Annotated in this window: 17 protein-coding genes; 6 read left to right on the forward strand and 11 right to left on the reverse strand. The window is 65.8% G+C overall.

Annotated features, from left to right (window positions below; genetic code table 11):
* Positions 1-153 precede the first annotated feature (153 nt).
* From QM590_RS20705 to QM590_RS20725, 5 genes are read right to left on the reverse strand one after another with little or no spacing between them, the layout of a single operon-like run.
* Positions 154-1,419, reverse strand: a complete 1,266-nt coding sequence (locus QM590_RS20705) for an MDR family MFS transporter (protein ID WP_269596251.1) — start codon at positions 1,417-1,419, stop codon at positions 154-156.
* Positions 1,416-3,167, reverse strand: coding sequence for an ABC transporter permease subunit (locus QM590_RS20710; RefSeq protein WP_269596250.1), 1,752 nt, complete (start codon positions 3,165-3,167; stop codon positions 1,416-1,418). The genes QM590_RS20705 and QM590_RS20710 overlap by 4 nt, the downstream gene beginning before the upstream one ends.
* Positions 3,168-3,170: 3 nt before the next feature.
* Positions 3,171-4,685: an ABC transporter substrate-binding protein gene (locus QM590_RS20715; protein ID WP_269596249.1), complete on the reverse strand. Its 1,515-nt coding sequence runs from the start codon at positions 4,683-4,685 to the stop codon at positions 3,171-3,173.
* Positions 4,682-5,428 (reverse strand): ABC transporter ATP-binding protein, encoded by a 747-nt coding sequence (locus QM590_RS20720; protein WP_269596248.1) that lies wholly within the window; start codon positions 5,426-5,428, stop codon positions 4,682-4,684. Before QM590_RS20720 ends, QM590_RS20715 begins: the two co-directional genes overlap by 4 nt.
* On the reverse strand, positions 5,425-6,150 hold the full coding sequence (locus tag QM590_RS20725) for an ATP-binding cassette domain-containing protein (protein WP_269596247.1): 726 nt from the start codon (positions 6,148-6,150) through the stop codon (positions 5,425-5,427). Before QM590_RS20725 ends, QM590_RS20720 begins: the two co-directional genes overlap by 4 nt.
* 98 nt (positions 6,151-6,248) lie before the next feature.
* Here QM590_RS20725 and QM590_RS20730 point away from each other — a divergent pair, with 98 nt between their 5' ends.
* The 4 genes from QM590_RS20730 (at position 6,249) to QM590_RS20745 (ending at position 10,200) form a co-directional block, all read left to right on the forward strand.
* A complete protein-coding gene (locus QM590_RS20730; protein ID WP_269596246.1) occupies positions 6,249-6,758 on the forward strand; it encodes a TIGR04338 family metallohydrolase in 510 nt (169 codons plus the stop codon).
* Between the two features lie 46 nt (positions 6,759-6,804).
* The gene (locus QM590_RS20735; protein ID WP_269596245.1) at positions 6,805-7,575 is read left to right on the forward strand and encodes an LLM class F420-dependent oxidoreductase; all 771 of its coding nucleotides are present in this window, start codon (positions 6,805-6,807) and stop codon (positions 7,573-7,575) included.
* 86 nt (positions 7,576-7,661) lie between these two features.
* On the forward strand, positions 7,662-9,470 hold the full coding sequence (locus tag QM590_RS20740; RefSeq protein WP_269596244.1) for an ABC transporter substrate-binding protein/permease: 1,809 nt from the start codon (positions 7,662-7,664) through the stop codon (positions 9,468-9,470).
* 1 nt (position 9,471) lies between these two features.
* Positions 9,472-10,200 (forward strand): amino acid ABC transporter ATP-binding protein, encoded by a 729-nt coding sequence (locus QM590_RS20745; protein ID WP_068047565.1) that lies wholly within the window; start codon positions 9,472-9,474, stop codon positions 10,198-10,200.
* 10 nt (positions 10,201-10,210) lie between these two features.
* Here QM590_RS20745 and QM590_RS20750 read toward each other — a convergent pair whose 3' ends face one another.
* The 5 genes from QM590_RS20750 to QM590_RS20770 are packed head-to-tail and all read right to left on the reverse strand — an operon-like array spanning position 10,211 to position 16,869.
* Entirely contained in the window at positions 10,211-11,857 is a 1,647-nt protein-coding gene (locus tag QM590_RS20750; protein WP_269596243.1) for a glycosyltransferase family 39 protein, read from the reverse strand.
* Complete coding sequence (locus QM590_RS20755) at positions 11,854-13,344, reverse strand: glycosyltransferase (RefSeq protein ID WP_269596255.1); 1,491 nt, start codon at positions 13,342-13,344, stop codon at positions 11,854-11,856. Before QM590_RS20755 ends, QM590_RS20750 begins: the two co-directional genes overlap by 4 nt.
* Before the next feature lie 11 nt (positions 13,345-13,355).
* Complete coding sequence (locus QM590_RS20760) at positions 13,356-14,876, reverse strand: hypothetical protein (RefSeq protein ID WP_269596242.1); 1,521 nt, start codon at positions 14,874-14,876, stop codon at positions 13,356-13,358.
* A 10-nt stretch (positions 14,877-14,886) separates the two neighbouring features.
* Positions 14,887-15,111, reverse strand: coding sequence for a hypothetical protein (locus QM590_RS20765; protein ID WP_269596241.1), 225 nt, complete (start codon positions 15,109-15,111; stop codon positions 14,887-14,889).
* Between the two features lie 21 nt (positions 15,112-15,132).
* The gene (locus QM590_RS20770; RefSeq protein ID WP_269596240.1) at positions 15,133-16,869 is read right to left on the reverse strand and encodes a hypothetical protein; all 1,737 of its coding nucleotides are present in this window, start codon (positions 16,867-16,869) and stop codon (positions 15,133-15,135) included.
* Positions 16,870-17,156: 287 nt separating this feature from the next.
* Between QM590_RS20770 and QM590_RS20775 the strand changes: the two genes are divergently transcribed.
* Together QM590_RS20775 and QM590_RS20780 are read left to right on the forward strand one after the other, a co-directional pair.
* Positions 17,157-18,269 carry a beta-mannosidase gene (locus QM590_RS20775; protein ID WP_269596239.1) on the forward strand — a complete coding sequence of 371 codons (1,113 nt, stop codon included), beginning with the start codon at positions 17,157-17,159 and terminating at the stop codon, positions 18,267-18,269.
* Positions 18,270-18,341: 72 nt separating this feature from the next.
* The gene (locus QM590_RS20780) at positions 18,342-20,399 is read left to right on the forward strand and encodes a PhoX family protein (RefSeq protein ID WP_269596238.1); all 2,058 of its coding nucleotides are present in this window, start codon (positions 18,342-18,344) and stop codon (positions 20,397-20,399) included.
* A gap of 76 nt (positions 20,400-20,475) precedes the next feature.
* On the opposite strand, the gene QM590_RS20785 is transcribed toward QM590_RS20780, so the two are convergent.
* Positions 20,476-21,186, reverse strand: a complete 711-nt coding sequence (locus QM590_RS20785; protein WP_411741369.1) for a glycoside hydrolase family 25 protein — start codon at positions 21,184-21,186, stop codon at positions 20,476-20,478.
* Between the last annotated feature and the right edge of the window lie 31 nt (positions 21,187-21,217).

Below are 21,217 nucleotides of genomic sequence, written 5' to 3' on the forward strand. Positions count from 1 at the left end.
GTAACCCTCCATAGCTTCTCGAATGACTCACCAGAAGCTTGGCAAAGAGGGGCGTATGACAAACGCGCGCGCATTTGCGGGGACTCGGGGGGGCGGCGGGGACTCGGGGGGCGGCGGGCTCAGGGGCAGCGGCGGCTCAGGGGGTGGGTCAGGTCAGTCGAGGCGAGCGAGCACCACGCGCAGTCCGATGACACTGGCGATGGGGAACAGGGCCGCGACCAGCCACGGGATGGCTGCGCCCCAGCCGGTGTCGGGGGCGGCGTCGATCACCACACCGAGTGCGGTCGATCCGATGAGCACGCCGATGCCCCCGAGCGAGGCCATGAATCCGTAGTACGAGCCCAGTCGACGTTCGGCGGCCATGCGCGGCACCAGATCTCTGGCCTGCGGCATGGCGATCATCTGCCCCAGTGCCAGCAGCAGCACGAACAGGGCGGCCGGGACGAGACCGACCAGACCTTCCAACTCGAAGGGACTGAATGCCGCGACCAGGGCGAAAGAAACTGCCATGACGGCGAATCCGATCGGCAGCGTGATCCTCGGTGATACCGCGGCGACGCGTCGGGTGATGGGCAGTTGCGCAGATACCACCAGTACTGCCGAGATCGCGAAGAACCACCCCAGCACCGTCTGCGAACCCCAGGCGCGTTCGACCTCGAGGGGCAGCAGCAGGTACAGCTGGTTGTAGGTCACCAACTGCGCGCTCATCGCCACCGCGAACAGCACGAAGGTTCGGTTGCGCACCACGTCGGTCCAGCCCGAGAGCCATGGGTCGTCGCGATGTTCGCCGCGCTCACGCGGCAGCCACCGCACGTGAGCGGCGACGACCAGAACGAAGATCGCCGCGGCCACGAGGCACGCGATCCTGAAATCGACGAGCAGCAACACCGATCCGACGAGCGGGCCGGTGAACGAACCGATCTGGCTGCACACCGACATCAGCGCGAAGCTCTCCACGCGCGTGGGTCCGCCGTCGCGTTCGCTCTTGCCCGCCTCGATCGCCACTGCGGATTCGACTGCAGGGGAGAACAATGCGGCTGCAAATCCCACCATCACCGTCGCGATCAACACGGCAGGTAGCGAATCGGCGAAGGCGAGACCGACAAATCCCAGCACCCGCAGAACACAGCCGACGAGAACGACCGGCTTGATACCCCACCGATCGGCGAGGGTGCCACCGACGAAGAACAGTCCCTGCTGCGAGAACGTTCTGATTCCGAGAACCACTCCGACGACCGCGGCACCGAGCCCGAGGTCGCTCGTCAGATGCACCGACAGATACGGCAACACCATGAAAAAGCCGATGTTGAAGGTCATTTGAGTGAGGACGAGCAAGCGGACGGTGGGGGTGGCCCGCCGCAGATCGACCAGAAACGACCACCGCCACCGCGTCGGCGATCCGTCGGTCCTCGTGCTCACGTACTGCGCCCTCCTGCGTCGACTTTCTCGATGACGCTACCGGTCTTGCGCACGCGTCCCGAGGTGGCACCGGCGAGCGAGACTGCGAGAACGGCGAGTGCGATCAAGGAACCGAGGGGAGCGGCGGTGACCCACGGTGCCCTCTCGACGGCGGCGACCCCGTCGGACAGTATCAATCCCCAATCCGCAGTGGGGGGTTGCGGACCGAGGCCGAGGAATCCGAGGGCCGCGAGAGCAAGAGCGACACCGGGAAGCCGAATCATGGCGTGCCGCAGCACTACCGGAACGACGCTGGGCACGATGGACCCGAACAGGATTCGCGCATTGCCTGCCCCGAGTGTCGGCAGAATGGAGATGTACGGCCGGGCACGAGTCTCCTCGACCAGGGCGGCCGTGTGCGCGGCGAGCGGAGCCCACGTGACGATGAGAACGGCAACGGCCGCCCCGCCTGCACTCGGACCCCAGATCGCCGCGATGAGAATGCCGGTGACGACGGGCGGGGCCGCATTGGTGACCTCGACGAGACCACGCGAGGCCCGCGGAATCAGTCCCAGCAGCACGCCGACCACCAGGGCCGCGAACGTCACCGCCAGCGAGAGTCCGATGGAGCGCAGTGCGCCGTCGGCGACGCGGGCCAACAGATCTCGACCCGACGCGTCCGTACCGAAGGGGTGTGCCGATGACGGGGCTGCGAACTTCTCCCGCGTCGTCGCCTGGCCGTCGCGTGGGAGTCCGGCCACGACCATGATCAGCAGGACCGACGCCGCCGCGATCGGCACCACCCAACGCCGGGGTGACGGGTGGAAGACGCCGGACGGGATGGGCATCGCCTTCTCGTGCAGTGCGCTGCCGAGCAGTAGCCGTCGGGCCAATTCTGCCGTGATCCCGAGGACGGCGCTGACAGCCAGCAGAAGGATGATGTCGATCTGCAGGGCGGGAAGATCCTGTGATTGCGCATCGCCGAGAGTGGTGCGGCCCAATCCCGGTATGGCGAAGACCTTTTCGACGGCCACTGCGCCACCGGTCATGGCGACCATGATCAGCCCGATCTGCGAGGCGAGCCCGGGGAGGGCACGTCGCAGAACCGCACCGGCGATCTGCCGCCGCGAGAAGCCTGCGACCGTCCACGTGATGACCCAGCCCTCGGTGAAGGTGACGGCGATCGCGTCGGCGAGAAGGCGTCCGATCAGCCCGCCTGCAGGCAACCCGAGCGCGAGTGCAGGCAACACCGCGTACTCCGGGCCGTTCCAGCCGTACGCCGGGAACGACAACCACACGGCTCCGACGAGGACCAGCACCGACGCGAGCAGAAACTCCGGCATCGACGTGATTGCTGCGGCGACGCCACCTCCGGTTCGCTTCGGGGTGCCGCTCAATCCCGCCCGCACGCTGGGGAGCACGACCAGGGCGGCCGTGACGACCGCAACCAGCATGGCGAAGCCCATGAGGGTGAGCGAGACCGTCAATGCATCCAGAGCACCGGGCAGTACGGGCTTGCCGGTGTTCCACGATGTTCCGGGATTGCCCGACGCGATGCCGGTGAGCCAGTCCCAGAACATCCGCAGCGGCCCGGCATCGAGCCCGAGGTCGCGGCGAATGGCCGCCAGGGCCTCCGGGGTTGCTTCCTGTTCGGCCGAGCGAGCTCGCAGAATGCTCAGTGCCGGATCGCGATTCGACAACCACGGCAGCATCCCGACGAGGAGGACCACACCGGCGACGGCAACCAGCCGCGAGACCGCTGTTCTCACTGCTTACTCGAAGGCGGTCTGGTTGGTGATGAGCGTGCGTTCCCGCGGATCGCGGGCGACACCGGTGAGGCCTTCGGATTCACCCTGGATGACGCGTTCGTGCAGCATCGGCACGGCCGCATCCTTCTCCAGGATGAGCTTCTCGGCGTCCAGGATCGCGGCGCGGCGGTCGTCTCCTGGTTCGGTGGCCGAGGCATCAGCCAGCGCCGCGTCGACCTGCGGGTCGCAGAACTGGGAGATGTTGAACGATCCCTCGCAGGCGAAGTCGGAGTACATGTATGCCACCGGGTCACCGGAGTCGAGGACGGTGGCGCGGGAGAGGATGAAGGCATCGAATGCACCACTGAGCGCGTCGGTTTCGATGAACTGGTATTCGCGCACCACCTGCTCGACCACGAAGCCCTTCGCCTCGAGTTCCTGCTGCAGCAGCACGGCGACCTCGGGAAGTTCGGCGCGGTCGGTGAACGTGGCGAGGGTGATCTTCTTGCCGGTGGCATCGCCCGCCGAGGTCTCGGTGCGCGCCGGACGGTCCGCCGCCCACGGCAGCGCGGGGCCGAGCAATCCGTTCGCAGCGTCGGCGCGACCCTCGTACACCTGCTCGACCAGACGATCCTTGTCCACCGACTCCCGTGCGGCGGCGCGCATGGCGGGGTCCGCGAACACTCCGGACGACGTGTTCAGGTACAGGGTGTTGGTGCGCGGCATCGGAACCTCGTGCACCAGCGACTGGTCGATGTTGGCGGCCTGCGACACCGGAATCGCCTCCACCACATCGGCGGTGCCGTTACGTAGCGCTGCTGCTCGGGCCGTACCGTCGGGCACGAAGTCGACGTCGATGCCGGCGAGCTTCGCGGGCTCACCCCAGTAGTTCTCGTTGCGGTCCAGCGTGGCACTGACCGTGCCGTTCACTGTGGTGAGCACGAAAGGTCCGGTGCCGGTTCCGACGGGGTCGCTGCCGCCTGCAGAGTAGGCCGCGGGTGCCAGGATGGCGAGCTGCGGGCTCGAGAGTCGTTGCGGCACCAAAGGATCGACGTCCTCGGTGGACACCTCCACCGTGTCGTCGTCGGTGGCGGTCACCGTCAGCTCGACCCCGTCGAGGATGCGCGGCTTCGGCGCGGCGGTAGTGGCAGCAGTCAGTGCGGTGACGACGGCAGCGGAGTCGAGTGGCGCACCGTTGTGGAACCTCACGTCGGGTCGGAGGTCGAAACTCCAGGTCCGGTCGTCGACGCGATTCCAGGCGGTGGCCAGCGCGGGCTCGGCGTCGCCGAGATCATCGAGGGTGACGAGGGTTTCGGCGGTGGACCAGCGCGAAAGCTTGAAGGCATCATCGCTGAACTGCGAGAGCCCCGAGCGCGGCGGTTGCAGCATCGCCACGCGGGCTCGATCTGCGGTGTCGTCGGCAGCACCCGAAGAGAAGCAGCCGGTGAGCGTGAGGGTGCCTACCGCTGCCAGGGTGCCGATACGGAACACGTTGGTAGACAACAGAGTGGTGGTCAATGAATCTCCTGTGGTGGTCATGCAAGCCGGGGTACGGCGTCGATCAGGTCTCGGGTGTAGGAGTGCTGTGGTTCGGTGAGAATGTCTCGTACGCTGCCGGTTTCGACGATTCTGCCGTCGTGCATCACCGATACGTCGCTGCAGAGTCGAGCGACCGCAGACAGGTCGTGGCTCACGATCAGCAACGCGCTGGGCAGTCCGGCCAGGACCGCGAGGACCTGCTCACGCAGATCCGGGTCCAGTCCGCTGACCGGCTCGTCCGCCAGCAGATACTGCGGTTCGCATGCCACCGCGCGCGCGATGGCGACGCGTTGATTCTGACCACCGGACAGTTCCGTCGGTCGGCGTTGCAGATAACGCTCGTCCAGCCCGACAGCGGCGAGTGCGGCACCCGCTTTCGCTCGATGATCGCCGTCGACGCCGAGAAGTCGAAGCGGCGTCGCCACCAGATCCAGCACACTGCGGCGTGGATCGAGGCTGGTGGCCGGATCCTGGGGTACGTACTGCACGAGTGTGCGAAACCACCGCAGCGATCGCGCGGAACCCGGACGTACTGTGCGGGCGTCCAATTCGATGGCCCCTCCGGAGGGCACATCCAGCGCCAACAGCATGCGCAGCAACGTCGTCTTTCCCGAACCCGATTCGCCGACGACGGCGATGCGAGCGGCCGGTGGCAGCGTGAACGAGACGGCGTCCAGCGCGGTACGAGAAGAGCCGTGCCGTACGTAGGTGCGCGTGATGTCCGTGGCCACCAAGCCCGTCATGGCGCGACCAGCTGACGAAACGGATCGGCGGCGCGGGCCCGATCGAGCATGCGCACCACGAGCTCGGATTCCGGGCGCTCGAGAATTGCTGCCGTGGAACCGGATTCGACGACCTTCCCCGAGTCGAGAACCATCAGGTGATCGCACAGCTGCGCGGCGACGGCGATGTCGTGCGTGATCAGCAGCAGCGACGCCACCTCACGGAGAGCGTCGAGCACCCGCGCCTGACTGATCACGTCGAGGGCCGTCGTGGGCTCGTCCGCGATCACCAGCGGGCTCTCACGCGCCAATGCGACTGCGATACAGACGCGTTGACGCTGGCCACCGGACAGCTCGAGCGGGTGCGAGGCCAGGATGCGTTCGGTGTCGCGCAGTCCCACGCGCTCGAGCAGCGCGGAGGCGTCGGGTGTGCGGAGTTGTTTGCCGACGGTGACCATCGGGTTCAGTGCGGTGGCCGAATCCTGGAAGACCATCGCCGGGCGGGCGGGGCGTGGCCGGCGGGGCGTCGGAACTCCGGCGACGTCGTGGCCGTCGACGACGATGCGGCCGGTGCAGGTGATGCCCGGCGGGAGCGCTCCGACCAACGCCGAGGCGATCAGCGACTTTCCTGATCCGGACGCGCCGAGCAGGCCCAGGCGTCGGCCGTCGGGAATCTCGAAGGACACGTTCCGGACGATCCGCGCGCGTCCGGCGTCGATGCAGAGGTCATCGACGGCGAGCACGGATTCTCCTGAGGATAGAAATGGGAACGACTTCGACAATCGTTGTCGATAGATGACTGTAGGCGAGTTCGAACGACGACACAAATTAGGCTGACCGGATGAGCAGGGCGAGGGACACGCAACGAGCGGCCGTCTACGACGCAGAACAACTGGTCCGCACCATGTTCGATCGCGCCGAGGAGCGGGGCCTTCGCGTGGTGCAGGTGTTGGGTTCCCAGATCACGCTGCCGATCGAACGAAAGTTCGCCTCCCTCGACTCGGTACAGACGTACGTCGATGCGGTGCTGCGGCTGGATTGGGTGGCCGCAACGTGGCCCGATGCCGGTCGTGTGGTCACCGTTCGAGCCCGATCGGGTTCGGCTGCGGCGCACTACGAATCGGACACCGCCACCATCGCAGTGCCCCTGCACAGGGGCAACAGGGCGTGGGCGTTGCGGGAACTGGTGGTGTTGCACGAGCTCGCGCACCACTTCGCCGACGAGAACGAGGAACAACACGGCGGCGCATTCGTCGACCGCTACATCACTCTCGTCGGCGAGATCGTCGGCTCGGAGGCCGGGTTCGTCCTGCGCGCGATGATGGCCGAGAGCGGCGTCCGCATCGGCTGATGCCGTTCGGGTGCATCATGGGAGACGCAGCCCACACGACGAGGAGATGTCCATGACCGTCAAGATCGGTGTTCAGCTTCAGCCCCAGCACGCTCCCGACTATCAGTTGATCCGCGACGCGGTGTTGCGCTCGGAGGATGCGGGCGTCGACATCGTCTTCAACTGGGACCACTTCTATCCGCTGTACGGCGACCTCGACGGTGCGCACTTCGAGTGCTGGACGATGCTCGGGGCCTGGGCCGAGCAGACATCGAACGTCGAGATCGGCGCACTCGTCACCGGCGGCGGCTACCGCAATCCGGACCTGTTGGCCGATATGGCGCGCACCGTCGACCACATCAGCGGCGGACGGTTGATCCTCGGCATCGGCGCCGGTTGGAACGAGAAGGACTACGACAACTTCGGGTACGAGTTCGGCACGGCCGGTTCGCGACTGGCCTTGCTGAAAGAGAGCCTCGCCAGAATCCGCCACCGCCTCGACGTCGGAAACCCGGCCCCGACCCGCGACATCCCGATCCTCATCGGCGGCGGCGGAGAGAAGAAGACGCTGAAGATGGTGGCCGAGTACGCGCACATCTGGCACAGCTTCGCCGACCTCGAGGCGCTGAAGCGCAAGTCCGAGATCCTTGCCGAGCACGGCACCACCGTCGGACGCGACGTCTCGGTCATCACCCGCTCGGTCGCGTGGCCGGGAGCGGACACCGCCCAGGACTTCGTCGACGCCGGAGCCACCCTGTTCACCGTCGGCGTCAACGGACCCGAGTACGACCTGGCCGAACTCGGCCAGGCCATCGCGTGGCGGGACGCGCACAAGTAGTCACACGTCACTCCAGTTCGCTGAGCGAAACCCTTGCGCGTGGCGCGTTTGGGTGAGTGGGCCCTGGTCCGCTTAGGGTTTTGTACATGGTTGCCGTACGCGCCTCACGCGCGCTCGTGGTTCTCGTTCTCGGACTGTTGATGGCCCTCACGCTCGCCGCGTGTGGCACGTCGAATTCCGATGATCAGGCGGCGGCAGGTCCGACCGACCTGTGCGCCCCTCCCGGAGTCGACAGTGCGTCGTCCACCCCGACGAACTTCGACGCTGCCGCAGCAGCCGCGACGGAGGACAGATACACGACGGACAATGTCACGCCGCTGGACCGGATCGACACCGCGTCCCTCGGATTGGCGACGCCGGGAGTGCTGACCGTCGGAACCCTGTCCGATGCGCCGCCGAGCATCTGCCTGGACTCGGCCGGTCAGTACACCGGGTACGACAACGAGTTGCTGAAGGCCGTTGCCGAGAAGCTCGGTCTGCAGATCAACTTCTCGGGCACCGAGTTCTCGGGTCTGCTCGCGCAGGTTGCGGGCCGCCGTTTCGACGTCGGGTCGTCCTCGATCACGACGACGGACGAGCGACGCAACACCGTCGGATTCACCAACGGATACGACTTCGGCTACTTCTCCCTCGTGGCCACCACCGGCGGCCCGATCAGCCGGTTCGAGGACCTGAACGCAGGCAGCAGGATCGGCGTCGTGCAGGGCACCGTGCAGGACGACTACGTGGTGAACACACTCGGCCTCGATCCGGTGAAGTTCCCGGATTACAACACCGCGTACGCGAACCTGCGGACCGGTCAGATCGACGCCTGGGTGGCCCCGTCCCAGCAGGCGGAGGGCTTGGTCAAGCCGGAAGACGGCACCGCGATCACGCAGAACACGTTCTCGCTGAACAACTTCGTCGGCTGGGCCGTCGCTCGCGACAATCAACCGCTGATCGACGCATTGAACTCCGGTCTCGACGCGGTGATCGCTGACGGCACCTGGGCCACCCTGTACTCCGACTGGGTACCGCGCGAACTGCCCGACGGCTTCAAGCCGGGCAGCAAGGCCGCCCCCGAGCCGGAGCTACCCGACTTCGCTGCCATCGCGGCACAGAACGACGCCGACGCTCCCGAAGCCGTTGCCGTTCAACCCAAATCCACGCTGGCACAGCTGGCGGATACGTTCTTCGACTGGTCGCTGTACAAGTCCGCCATCCCGGACCTGTTCAAGGTGGGCCTGCCCAACACGCTGATTCTGGCGTTGGCGTCGGGCATCATCGGTACGGTCCTGGGCATGTTGCTGGCCCTGGCCGGGCTGTCTCGCACCCGCTGGCTGCGCTGGCCGGCGCGCGTCTACACCGACATCTTCCGCGGATTGCCCGCCGTGGTCATCATTCTGATCATCGGACTCGGAATCGGACCGGTGGTGCAGGGGGTGACCGGCGGCAATCCGTACTGGCTCGGCGCCGCGGCACTGTCACTGCTCGCCGCCGCGTACATCGGTGAGATCTTCCGATCCGGCATCCAGAGCGTCGAGGCCGGTCAGATGGAAGCTGCGCGGGCACTGGGCTTCAGCCGTCGCCGGTCGATGAACCTAGTCGTCGTCCCACAGGGTGTCCGACGCGTTCTGCCGGCGCTGATGAACCAGTTCATCTCACTGATCAAGGACTCGTCGCTGATCTACTTCCTCGGACTGCTCGCCACTCAACGCGAACTGTTCGCCGTCGGTCGAGATCTCAACGCACAGACCGGAAATCTGTCCCCGCTCGTCGCCGCCGGATTGTTCTACCTGGTGCTGACCGTGCCGCTCACCCATCTCGTGAACTACATCGACAAGCGACTGCGCACCGGCAAAGCCGAGCAGACGCTGGACCCGGTCGAGCAGGCCGTCGTCGTGGAAAGAGGCTGACATGACTTCTGTTTCGCTCGTAGGCAAGGACATTCACCTGTCCTTCGGCACCAACAAGGTCCTGCGCGGGGTGAGCATCGACGTTCCGGCCGGCACGACGACGACGGTCATCGGGCCGTCGGGGTCGGGCAAGTCGACGCTGCTGCGTGCTCTCAATCGACTGCACGAGCCCGAACAGGGCGACATCCTGCTCGACGGCAAGTCGGTGCTGAAGGACAACCCCGACGAGCTGCGTCAGCGCATCGGCATGGTGTTCCAGCAGTTCAACCTGTTTCCGCACAAGACCGTTGCGGACAACATCGCTCTGGGCCCGCGCAAGCTGCTCGGTCTGTCCAAGGAGGCGGCTCGTGCGGCGGCGATGGATCAGCTCGAGCTGGTGGGACTGACCGACAAGGCGGATTCGCGTCCGGGCAACCTGTCCGGTGGCCAGCAGCAGCGCGTCGCCATCGCTCGGGCCCTCGCCATGAAGCCCGAGGTGATGTTCTTCGACGAGGCCACCTCCGCTCTGGACCCCGAATTGGTGAAAGGTGTGCTGGCACTGATGGCCGACCTCGCGAAGGGCGGAATGACCATGGTCGTGGTGACCCACGAAATGGGCTTCGCGCGATCGGTGTCCAACAGGGTGCTGTTCATGGATCACGGCAGCGCCGTCGAAACCGGAACGCCGGAGCAGTTGTTCGACGATCCGCACACCGATCGACTGAAAACGTTTCTGTCGCAGGTGCTGTAGCGAGCATCGGTCAACTCGGTACCCGGTACAGACGCCAATCCGGTTGATCTGCACCGTCGTTCGGAACTTCGAGAACGAGTGGATACAGGTCGGCTCCGTTGTCGTAGATCGTCGGATATCGCCGGTTGACCGCGTCGGACACTCCGCGGCCCTCGTTGGGCACCGTCAGCAGATACTGCACGCCCGCCGATGCCGGGTTGTTGAGGATCTCGGTGAAGTCCAGGTCGGACGGAACCACGAACCGCTTCGGGTGTTCCGACGCTGCCACGACGGCGAACCCGTAGACGGTGTCGAGGAGGATCGACCCCTCCGGGAGGTTCTGGCCGTCGAGGTACGACGCCAGTCGACGTTCGGTGGAGAAGGAATCGATGACTCGACGGGCCGCGATCGCCTGGGGATCGTCGGCCCGAGGATTTTCGTCGAGGAGACTGCCGAGGGCGTATTGCTGACTGGACAACCCCGGCTGCACCATCGCCCACCCCGTGACCGGAAGAGCCAGCGCACAGACCGTCAGTGCCACCGCCGCGGCGGCAGGACGCAGCGGCGCGAGCACCGGGCGGTGCCGTCGGTAGGCCCCTGCGCGCCGGGTCGGCCGTTCTCCGGTGGCCGGGAACAGTTGCACCACAACGACTGCGGCCAATGGAACGGCACAGATGAAGAATCGCAGGAAGCCGAACGTCGAACCGGTGATGTAGCTTGCGGCCTGGAAGCCGAGCACCCCACCGAAAAGCAATGGTGCCACAAGGAATTCGAGGTCTCGGCGACGCAGCGCCAGCATCGCGGCCAGCGGTAGCGTCACCAGCAACGCCGGTCCCAGCACGACGACGGCACCGAGCGAGAACAGGCCGGTGCCGATCAGGTCGCCGCTGGACCCGCCGGACTGCGTCAGAATCGCGGCGTTTCCGTAGCTCGAGGACAGCTGGGCGAGCGCCTCGCCGGTGATCAGCCAGCTCGTGCTGATCCACACCAGAAACACTGCCGTGCCGGGCCCTGCCACGAGTACTGCGTCCAGAATTGCTCTGCGGCGCATGCTTTTCCAATACGGCCGGCCCTGACGAAGAGCCGTCACGACCGCCACCAGTACCGCGGCCAGAGCTATCGGGACGACGCCCTCGTAGCGAGCGAGGAAGGCGAGAGCCAATGCGACGCAGGCCAACAGGAGATCGTGAACGTCGTCGGTGTTCATCCATCGAATCAACCGTCGTACAGCCCAGCAGAGGAAGAACAGGAAGCCTGCCTCGCTCATGCCGTTGGCTCCGTAGAAGACGATCATCGGGTTGATCGCGAAGACGACGGTGAGCAGGAGGCTGTATCGGCCGGGAAGTCCGCGGTCTCGGCAGATCCCGTGGATCATCACCACTGCACCGGCCATGAACACCGCCGACACCGCGATGCCCGAGATGTTCCACCGGGTGATCGCCGGCCACCACGATGCGAACGCGACCATGGGCAACTGCGCGAGGGCGGTCAACGGCGTGAAGATGAAGCCGATGGCCGACACGTGCGGATCACGGCTGAGCAGCACCGCCTGCGCGGCCGAGGTTCGCGACAGTGCGTCGCCGAGGAGATAGCCGAAACGCATGCTCAGAGTCAGCCCCACCGCCAGGTAGCCCGCCAGCGCGCTGCCGAACACGATCCAGGGGGTGCGCCGATTCACGTGTTCTGCTCTTCGCCGACCGGCGGCGCGGCCGGGCCGGACAGGCCGTGGAACGTCTTCTCCCAGTACGACGGATTGCGAACCAACTGCCAACACCCCTTGATGGCGGCCACGCTCATCATCACCCAGTACAGGGGCATCGTGAGGCTGGGAACGAGCAGGTACGCGTTGTCGCTCTCTCGGCTCGCGATGAGGTACATGTACACCGTGGCGATGTTGCCCACCACCAGAGACAGCAACGAGAAGTAGTAGATGTAGGGCGGAAAGAGCTCGGCCACCAATGCCGGCTGACCGAGAATCCATGCCGCCGTGTTGAACCAGAAGACCATGTTGATGCATGCGGTGATCGGTGTTCCCGCGAGCAACAAGGTGAAGCGGTAGGTGCCGACCGGGCCGAGGGCACGAACCGTAGAGACCGGTCTGCGCATGTGCACCAACCACGTCTGCAGATAGCCCTTGTACCAACGAGAGCGCTGGCGAACCCAGTTGATCGGATCGCTGTTGGCCTCTTCGAGAGTGGTGGAGTCCAGCACCGCCGTCGAGTAGCCCGAGGCCGCGATGCGCACACCGAGATCGGCGTCCTCGGTGACGTTGAAGCCGTCCCAGGCCCCCACCTCGTCGATGACATCGCGGCGCAGATGATTCGAGGTTCCGCCGAGGGGAATCGGCGAGGTGCTGGCCATCAGACCGGGCAGCAGATACCCGAACCACAGTGCGTAGTCCGCGGTGAACCACCCGGTCAGCAGATTCTGAGAACCGTTGTGGAACGCCAACTTCGCCTGCACACACGCGACGGTGTCGGGGAGCCGCTCGAAAGCAGCGACGACGCGACGCAGTTGCAGTCGCTCGGGCAGATCCTCGGCATCGAAAATCGTCACGATCGTCCCGGTGGCGAAATGCAATCCGTAGTTGCATGCTTTCGGCTTGGTGCGAGGGTCGCCTGCGGGCACCAGGACCACGTCCACCGAATCGCTGACGCCGCTACGCGCGGCCGCCTCGATGGTGACCTCGTCGTCCTCTTCGAGCAGCAACAGAACCTGCAGCTTGTCGGCGGGATAGTCGAGGCCGGTCATCGCCGCGATGAGGTCACCCACCACTTCCGGCTCGTCGTACGCCGGAACCAGAATGGTGTAGTACGGCAACCGATCGTCGGGAACGGCCCTGGCCTCCTCGTCGGTCACCGTGACGATCGCCGACGCGTCCAGACCACGGGAGAACAACAGTAGGCGGTCGATCATCGCCAGCAGATATCCGATGGTGCAGACGACCGTGACCGCGAGCAGCGTCCCGACCGGGGCGAACACTCCGCAAGCGAGGAGCAACAGCGCAGCCCCGATCGCCGTGTACTTCTGCCAGGGAACGAAAGCAATTGCAGCCGACGCCAGCGGATTTCGATCGGCCAATCCGTTGATCGCGTCGTAGAGCGCAGCTGCTCGGAACTCGTCGGTTTCCGTTCCGACACGCGGGGGCGTCGGTCGTCTCTCCATGGGAGTTGTGGTCACAGCGGCGCACCGTCCGCCAGGGCCCACTGCTGGCGAACGAGTCCGGTGCCGAAGGTCGTCAACAGCTCACGATCCTTGTACTCCGGATCGTCGTCGATGGAGATGGCGTTGCCCCGAAGCAAGGTGCCGATCGCCGTACCGAGATTCGATGCCATCGACGGCATCGGCTGCGGGAACGCGGCATCGAGGTCGTGGTTGTCGACGCTGATGACGGTCACACGTTGGAACACACCGCCTCGCTGCCACTGGAACACGAGCTTGGTCCAGGTGAGCAGCAGTGCGTCGCTGACCGAGGTGTACAGCGCACCCGTCACCCCGCGTCCGAGATCGACGGTCAGGGGTTGGCTCGTGCGCGTGTTGGTCAAGCGATACAGGGTGCTCTCCGGATAGACGGCCAGACTGGCCCGATTGGTCGTCGACAGAACGTCGACCACCACGGTCCGTGGTCTCGACCGCAGGTCCCAGGCGGAATTGCCTTCGTCGGCGCGCATCGTCTGCCGAGTCAGAGTGGCTCGAGTTCCGAAGAACGCACGGACCCAATCGAATTGCTCGATATCGAGCTCGCTGAAACCGACCGGCGGAACCAAGGGAACCGATGCCGCACCAGGTGGTCCCGCCGGTGCCGCCACGGGGGTGCGGTCAGGTAGGGGAACGAGAGCGAGAACCACGGCCGCCACGATCGCGACGACGATCGAGGTCGGCGACCATTTCGCCGTCGGGACAGCGAGGCGGCGCGGCCGACGCTCGTCGAATCGGCCGCGACGCGCAGCGAGATAGAAGGCGCTTCCGGTGACTGCTGCCGCGCCGACGGTCGGGACGAGCTGCAGCCACACGATGTCGATCTGTGGCCACAGCACCAACATCAGTGCAGCAACTGCCAATCCGGACGAGACGGTGCACACGAACCCGAGCCACCCGCGCCGTGTGGTTCGGCCGACGGCGATGGCACCGGCGATTCCCGCCAAGAGCACCATCACCGTCGCGTAGGCGAAACGGCCTCCGCCCAAACCGATGGCGACCAATCGGTATCCCAGCGGACTCAACGCGAGCAGCAACAGCCAGACGGACCAGAACCGACCCACCGGCCGCAGTCCGAACATCAGTATCGCGCCGCCGAAGAAAAACGACAGCGCCGCAAGAACATCCAGGTGTGCCAACTCGTACTGGTCGGCGTAGCGCGGCAGCCACAGCGCCTTGATCGCGATGGACACCAACAGGCAGATACCGCCGACGATGTTGTCGGTCTGACGATCGTGGATGGGCAACTCGTCGGCCCGACGCCGCGCGACCCCCTGCGCCGCAACGACAGCGAGCAGGGGCAACACGAAGATGTACGCGGTGATGGCACCGTCGGACGCCTCCTGCGCCAGCCGCACCCAGGTGGGAAGGAACGCGAGAACGACACAGGCGAGGAGAACCACCCAGCGCACGACCAGGATGCCGAGCGGACGCCGTGCTCGCCACCGAGGTGGCGCGGTCGGCTCCGCGCCCGTGTTGGGTGCGGTGTCCACTGTCATGTCGAGTCGCTCATGTCGAGTCGCTGTGCCGGCTCGGCGCGGTCGTCGACCGGCGCGCTCGAAGCGCAAACACGAGTGCGCCCACTCCTGCGACTGCGAGGACCGCAAGACCGACTCCCACGACCAGCACCGTCGTTCGGTCGGTTGTGTTCTCGGGCGCCGCTGCGGTGTCGTCCGCACCGGACAGTGCCGCGCTCGACAGTGAGATCGGTTCGGTGTTCTGCGCGGCGAACACGATGTCGCCGTCGAGCGCGAATTACCGAGCCGGGTCGTCGTCGAGCCAGGACAGCATGGCGTCGAATCGGTCCGGAGCCGAGTTCCAGGATCCGACGAGAACTGCGTTGTCCTGCACCGACGTCACCTGCACCGTCGCGAAGGGCTCGTCGGTATCGACCGTCAATTCGGTGGCACCGCCGGCGGAGTCCGGGTCGGCGACGCGAAATGTCGTCTCGTCGATCGAGGACAGCGGCAGGGTCACCGTGTCCGGCAATTCCGAGACCGGCGCGATCACGAGGGCGGGGGCACTACCGTCGAACGCCTGCTCCATCGACACGACCTCCGGGACGAGGGGCAGACTCGACAGACGCTGCAGTCCAGTTGCCATCGTGACCGCTCGGACGACTCCCGCGTAGGACTCGTCCGCCGTCGCGATCTCGAACTGCGGCATCAGCGCCTGCGGCATCGATCGCAGTCCCAGCGGGGCCGGTGTCGTGGAATCCGACGACCGCACCAGAGTCGAACCGTCCACGGTCACACTCGTATCGGCGGCCGCGGAGCAACCACCGCCACCCGTGGTCGACGGATGGTCGACGGAAATGTCGAGTGTCTCGACGCGGGACAGTGCCGAATTCGGAACGTCGATCCAACGATCGAGCCGACCGGTGTCGTCGGCCTCCCACACTGCGAGCGGTGACCCGTTCACCGTGGCCCGCACCGATCCTGCGCCCGGTGTGTAGCTGCCGATCAGGTGCACGGACAGGTTCGATGCAGATCGGCCGAGCCGGGTCTGATCGATCGTGATCGACGCGGTCGCCGTGGCACCGCCCGAACCGGTCACCGTGCCGATGCCGAGGTCGTCGAGCGTGATCGATTCGGGCGGAAGTTGCGCTGTTGCCGACGATGGTCCTGCCGAAGCAGCCGTGGAGACTGCGATGTCGGCGAGATCACTGGTGATGAGGCGGGCCTGATCGGTCAGATCCGATCCGGTACCGGTGAGGTACATCCGTGGTGGAGCCTGGTCGACGGGGTAGATCAGTTCCACACCGGCGTCGGAGTTCTTCGCCAATACGACCGACCTCTCGAACGGTCCGTCCGGTGCCGCCCCTGCCAGCTCACTGTCCGGCCGCACGGCGACCCGGACCGGCTGCGCCCCGTAGTGGTGGACCACCGAGGTTGCCACAATCGTTGCGGCGGTAATGGTTTCGCGATCCGCGTCCGACGGGACGAACAGCGTCAGCGTCCTCAGCACTACCGGCAGAAAGTCCGCAATGGTCCCGGGCACCGCCGGTTGCCCCTGGTAGGCCACGGTCGCGTCGATCAATCGGACGGCATCGGAGGCAGGATCGGGGCAGTATCGATCGTCGGGAATGAGGGACGGGATCAGATCGAGGGCGATTGCTCCGTCGACCGTCGGCACCGCAGCCAGTGGAATCGACACCGCGGTGGTCGGTGCGGCGTTGTCGAGTGTGATGCGGGTGATCGGCCGACCGTCCGATTCGACGTCGACCCAACCCCGGTCGAGCCAGGCAGGCACTGTCAACACTGCATCGAGCATCGAGGGCATCGAGCCTGCAGGGGACGGCACGGTCAGTCTGGTGGCCTGTCCGGTCGAGTCCACGGTGGTGGACCGACCGAGTCCCAATTCGCCGAAGGTGAAGCGGTCCACATAATCCTGTTGCTCTCCATCGATCGGTTGCGCCGATACGAACGGGGCCGTAAGCAGAAACGTAGTTGCGACGAGAACTGCCGTCGATGCAACGTATGCGATTCGCATTGGGGGATTTCCAGCTTTCGCATAATGAAACGGAAACCCGAACTGTACTGCGTATTCCCGATCTTCGGTACATCGGAAGTCTTACATTTACCCGTCTGGATCGAAACGCGGCCAGAAACATACTGGGAGACACGAAAGTTCGACTCAATGAGCGGCACAGCCCGGTGGAATCGAATTCCGGCGCAACGGTGCTCGTCGAATTGTACGAATACGGTGATATTGTCGTCCAGGGGCCGTCGAATTCACGATTTTAGAAATTCGCGCAGCAGACATCTAGCATTACGCCGATGCGGATCGTTTCGATGTTTTCACGGTGCGCAGTGGGCGCAGCAATAGTGCTGTCCCTCGCGCTGAGCACCGGTGTGCCCGACGCGGCAGCAGCCCCCGAGTCCGGTGCCCGCGTCACGGCAAGCGTCGACGGTCTCGCACTCGACGGGAATCCGTGGTGGCCGACCGGATTCAACGCCTATCAGCTTGCGACCGATTGGTCGGTGAACGCAGGGTGCGGCGCGATGGTGGACCTGGACAGCTACTTCGGTGCGCTGCCTTCACATTCCCTCACTCGGTTCAACGCATTCCAGGCGCTGGCGATCAACCGATTCACCGGCGCACTGGACTTTCGCCCGATGGACGCGGTCTTCGCGGCGGCCGAGGCGCACGGACAACTGGTCGTCCCGGTTCTCTCGCCACAGGACGGGGCCTGTGAAGGAAACGCCTTCAAGGGCAGACAGTGGTACGTCGACGGATGGACGACGCCCCCTGCCGTCCCCGACACGAATGCGGTGACGAGCTTCGAGCAGTGGATGCTCACCGCTGTGAACCGGTGGAAGGATTCGCCCGCACTGGCAGCCTGGGAATTGGTCGGTGAGCCGGAAACCAGCTCGTGCACCGACGCGGCGTGCTCGTGGACCACCCGGACATGCACCGCCGACGCCGCCCAGGTTCTGCGCTCCTTCTTCGACACCGCAGGGCAGCAGCTCCGCACTGTCGATCCCCGCACCCTGATCACCGCCGGTCTCACCGGCGGCGGACAGTGCGGTAGCCAGGGTGACGAGTACGAGTACCTCGCCCAGTCGTCGTTCGTCGATGTGCTGCAGTACCACGACTACGGATACGACGGTGTGCCCTTGCCCGGAGATCAGTGGAACGGGCTGCAGCGGCGGATCACCCAGAGCGCTGCGGTGGGCAAACCCCTCCTGGTCGGGGAGATCGGCCAACTCGCCGGTTCCTGTAGCGATATCGGCTCTCGCGCAACGAGTATCGCCACCAAGATCGACGGCCAACGCGCCGCAGGCACAGCCGGAGCTCTGCTGTGGGCCTTCGTACCCGACCCGCGGCCGGGCGAGTGCACCTACGACATCGGACCCGGCGATCCGCTGTGGCAGACGATCGGACGTTAGGGCATCCTCGTTGTCCGCGACTTCACCTGAGCGTTCCTTTACTTTCGCTTTTGGGTGACAGCGTGCCGTGACATGAAGCCACTACCCTTGTTCGCGGTTCACGACGGAAGCTCCAAGCGCTCATCATTGACGTGCAAGTACAAGTGCGGGGATGCGTGCTTTCACGAGGTTCCCAACACGTCGAAGGGCGAGTACTTCGGCGACATCGTCAAGACCGCCATGTCGCGGCGCGGTGTGATCAAGGGCGGTGCCATGGCGGTGCTCGCCGTGGGTGCCGGTAGCGCTCTCGCGGCGTGCTCGACCGATGAGCCCGCCACCACCGGAAGCGGAACCTCGAGCACGTCGGGTGCCGACACCCCGCCCGTCGACGGTGTGGATTTCGTTGCGGTGGAACCGAACACCGAGGACGCAGTCGTGATACCCGAGGGCCACGAGCAGGCCGTCGTCATCCGCTGGGGCGACCCGGTGCTCGACGGCGCTCCCGCGTTCGACTTCGACAACCAGACCGCTGCCGCTCAGGCGATGCAGTTCGGCTTCAACAACGACTTCGCCGGCCTGCTGCCGGTGGAGGGCACGCCCAACGCATTTCTGCTGGCGGTCAATCACGAGTACACCACCGAGCCGGCGATGTTCAAGGGCTACGACGAGGAGAACCCGACGCGCGCGCAGTTCGACATTGCGCTCGCCGCGCACGGTCTGACGGTGGTTCAGGTTCAGGGCGAGGGCGACTCCGGCAAGCTCACCCCAGCGATGGGCCGCTACAACCGTCGCATCACCGGCACCACGGAGTTCGTCGTCACCGGCCCCGCCGCGGGCAGCGACTTCCTCAAGACGAGCGTCGACCCCACCGGCACGAAGGTGCTCGGCACGTTCAACAACTGCGCGGGCGGTCTGACGCCGTGGGGCACGGTGCTCTCCGGCGAGGAGAACTTCAACCAGTACTTCGGCAACGCGGAGTCGGTCACCGAGACCGTCGCCGCCGAGCGGCTCGCCCGCTACGGCATCGAGGGTGCAGCCAGCGATCGCAAGTGGGAGACCTTCGACAAGCGCTTCGACATCGCCCAGGAGCCCAACGAGCCCAACCGATTTGGATACATCGTCGAGGTGAACCCGTGGGATCCGCAGTCGGCTCCGATCAAGCACACCGCGCTGGGACGCTTCAAGCACGAGGCCGCCACCATCTACGTCACCGACGACGGCACCGTCGTCGCCTACAGCGGTGACGATGAGCGCTTCGACTACATGTACAAGTTCGTCTCGAGCCGCAAGATGATGCCCGGCACCGGCGCGGCCGCGATGCGCAACAACCTGACGCTGCTGGACGCGGGCACGCTGTACGTCGCGACGCTCACCGGCGACTCCCCGGAGGAGATCGACGGCTCCGGCGCCCTTCCCGCCAGCGGCGAATTCAAGGGCACCGGAACATGGGTGCCGCTGCTGCGCACGAACGAGGACGGCCGCGGCGAGTCCCTCGTCGACGGCATGACCGCCGAGGAGGTCGCGGTGTTCACCCGCCTGGCCGGCGACAAGGTGGGCGCGACCAAGATGGACCGCCCGGAGGACTTCGAGCCCAACCCGGTGACCGGCAAGGTCTACGTCGCATTGACGAACAACGCCAACCGAGGCACCGAGGGCAAGGCCGGGGCAGACGAGGCCAACCCCCGCAACACCAACAAGAACGGCCAGGTGCTCGAGCTCGAGGACGACCACGCAGGCACGTCGTTCACCTGGAACCTGCTGCTGGTGTGCGGTGACCCGAACGAGGCCGACACGTACTTCGGCGGCTTCGACAAGAGTCAGGTCAGCCCCATCTCGTGCCCCGACAACCTCGCGTTCGACTCGAAGGGCAACCTGTGGGTCTCCACCGACGGCAACGCCCTCGACTCCAACGACGGCCTGTTCGCCGTGGTGCTCGACGGCCCACGCCGTGGTGAGACCCGCCAGTTCCTGACGGTTCCCGCGGGCGGCGAGACCTGCGGTCCCATCGTCTCCGACGAGCGGGTCGTGGTGTGCGTGCAGCACCCGGGCGAAAGCGACGACGCCACCGCCGACGCACCGATCTCGCATTGGCCCGACGGCGGCGACACTCAGCCGCGGCCGTCCGTCGTCGCCGTGTGGAAGTCGGCGTAGTAGAGGTACACGTCAGCGCCGGATCGCCGCGAGGTCGTGAACCTTCGCGGCGATCACGGCGTTTGTGGGGTGTGGATCACCAGCGAGCCAATGTCCTCAACGATTCAGGTGTGCCCGCGTAGTGGTTGATATCGGTACGCCCGTCGATTCCGGGAATCGTGCCGCGGTCGGTGAACTGCCAGAACAGCCAGTCGATCCAGCCGCCGGGCAGCGGCCCCAGCTCGTCGCCATAGTCGGCGATCCACAGCGGATAGCCGTTGAACTCGTGGGTGTCGGCCATCGCCGTCCGCCAGAAGTTCGGATAGGTGTAGATGATCGGCTGACGCCCGGTCAGCGTCTGGACGGTATCGAGATACCGGTGCGTCCAGTCGATCACCTCGGCCGGCGACCTGCCCTTGGCATCTTCGAGGTCCAGCACCGGCGGCAGATCGCCTGGCCCGTTGATGCCCAACACCAGTGCCGAGTAGTACGCGCCCTGCAGCTCGGGTGACAACGTCACATCGGCGTAGTGGTACGCCCCGCGCGCCACGTTCGCCGTGCGCATGACGATGGAGTCCTCGACGAAGTACGGGTTGACGTAATCCAGCCCCTCGGTGGCCTTGACCATCGCGAAGCCGTGGCCCGCAGCCTTGACGGCATGCCAGTCGATCGCGGTGCCGTCGATGTGTTGCCACGACGAGACGTCCGGACCCTGCGGAACAGCGGACGCGATCCCGGGCGCAGCGCAGGCGATGACGCCGACCGAGAACAATCCGAACAGGGCACGCAGCGTGCGGGAGAAGACCACCCGGGTGAGGTTAGGGGCCCGGACCTGGGCA

This window comes from Rhodococcus sp. IEGM 1372 (assembly GCF_030056835.1).
Lineage (GTDB): Bacteria > Actinomycetota > Actinomycetes > Mycobacteriales > Mycobacteriaceae > Rhodococcoides.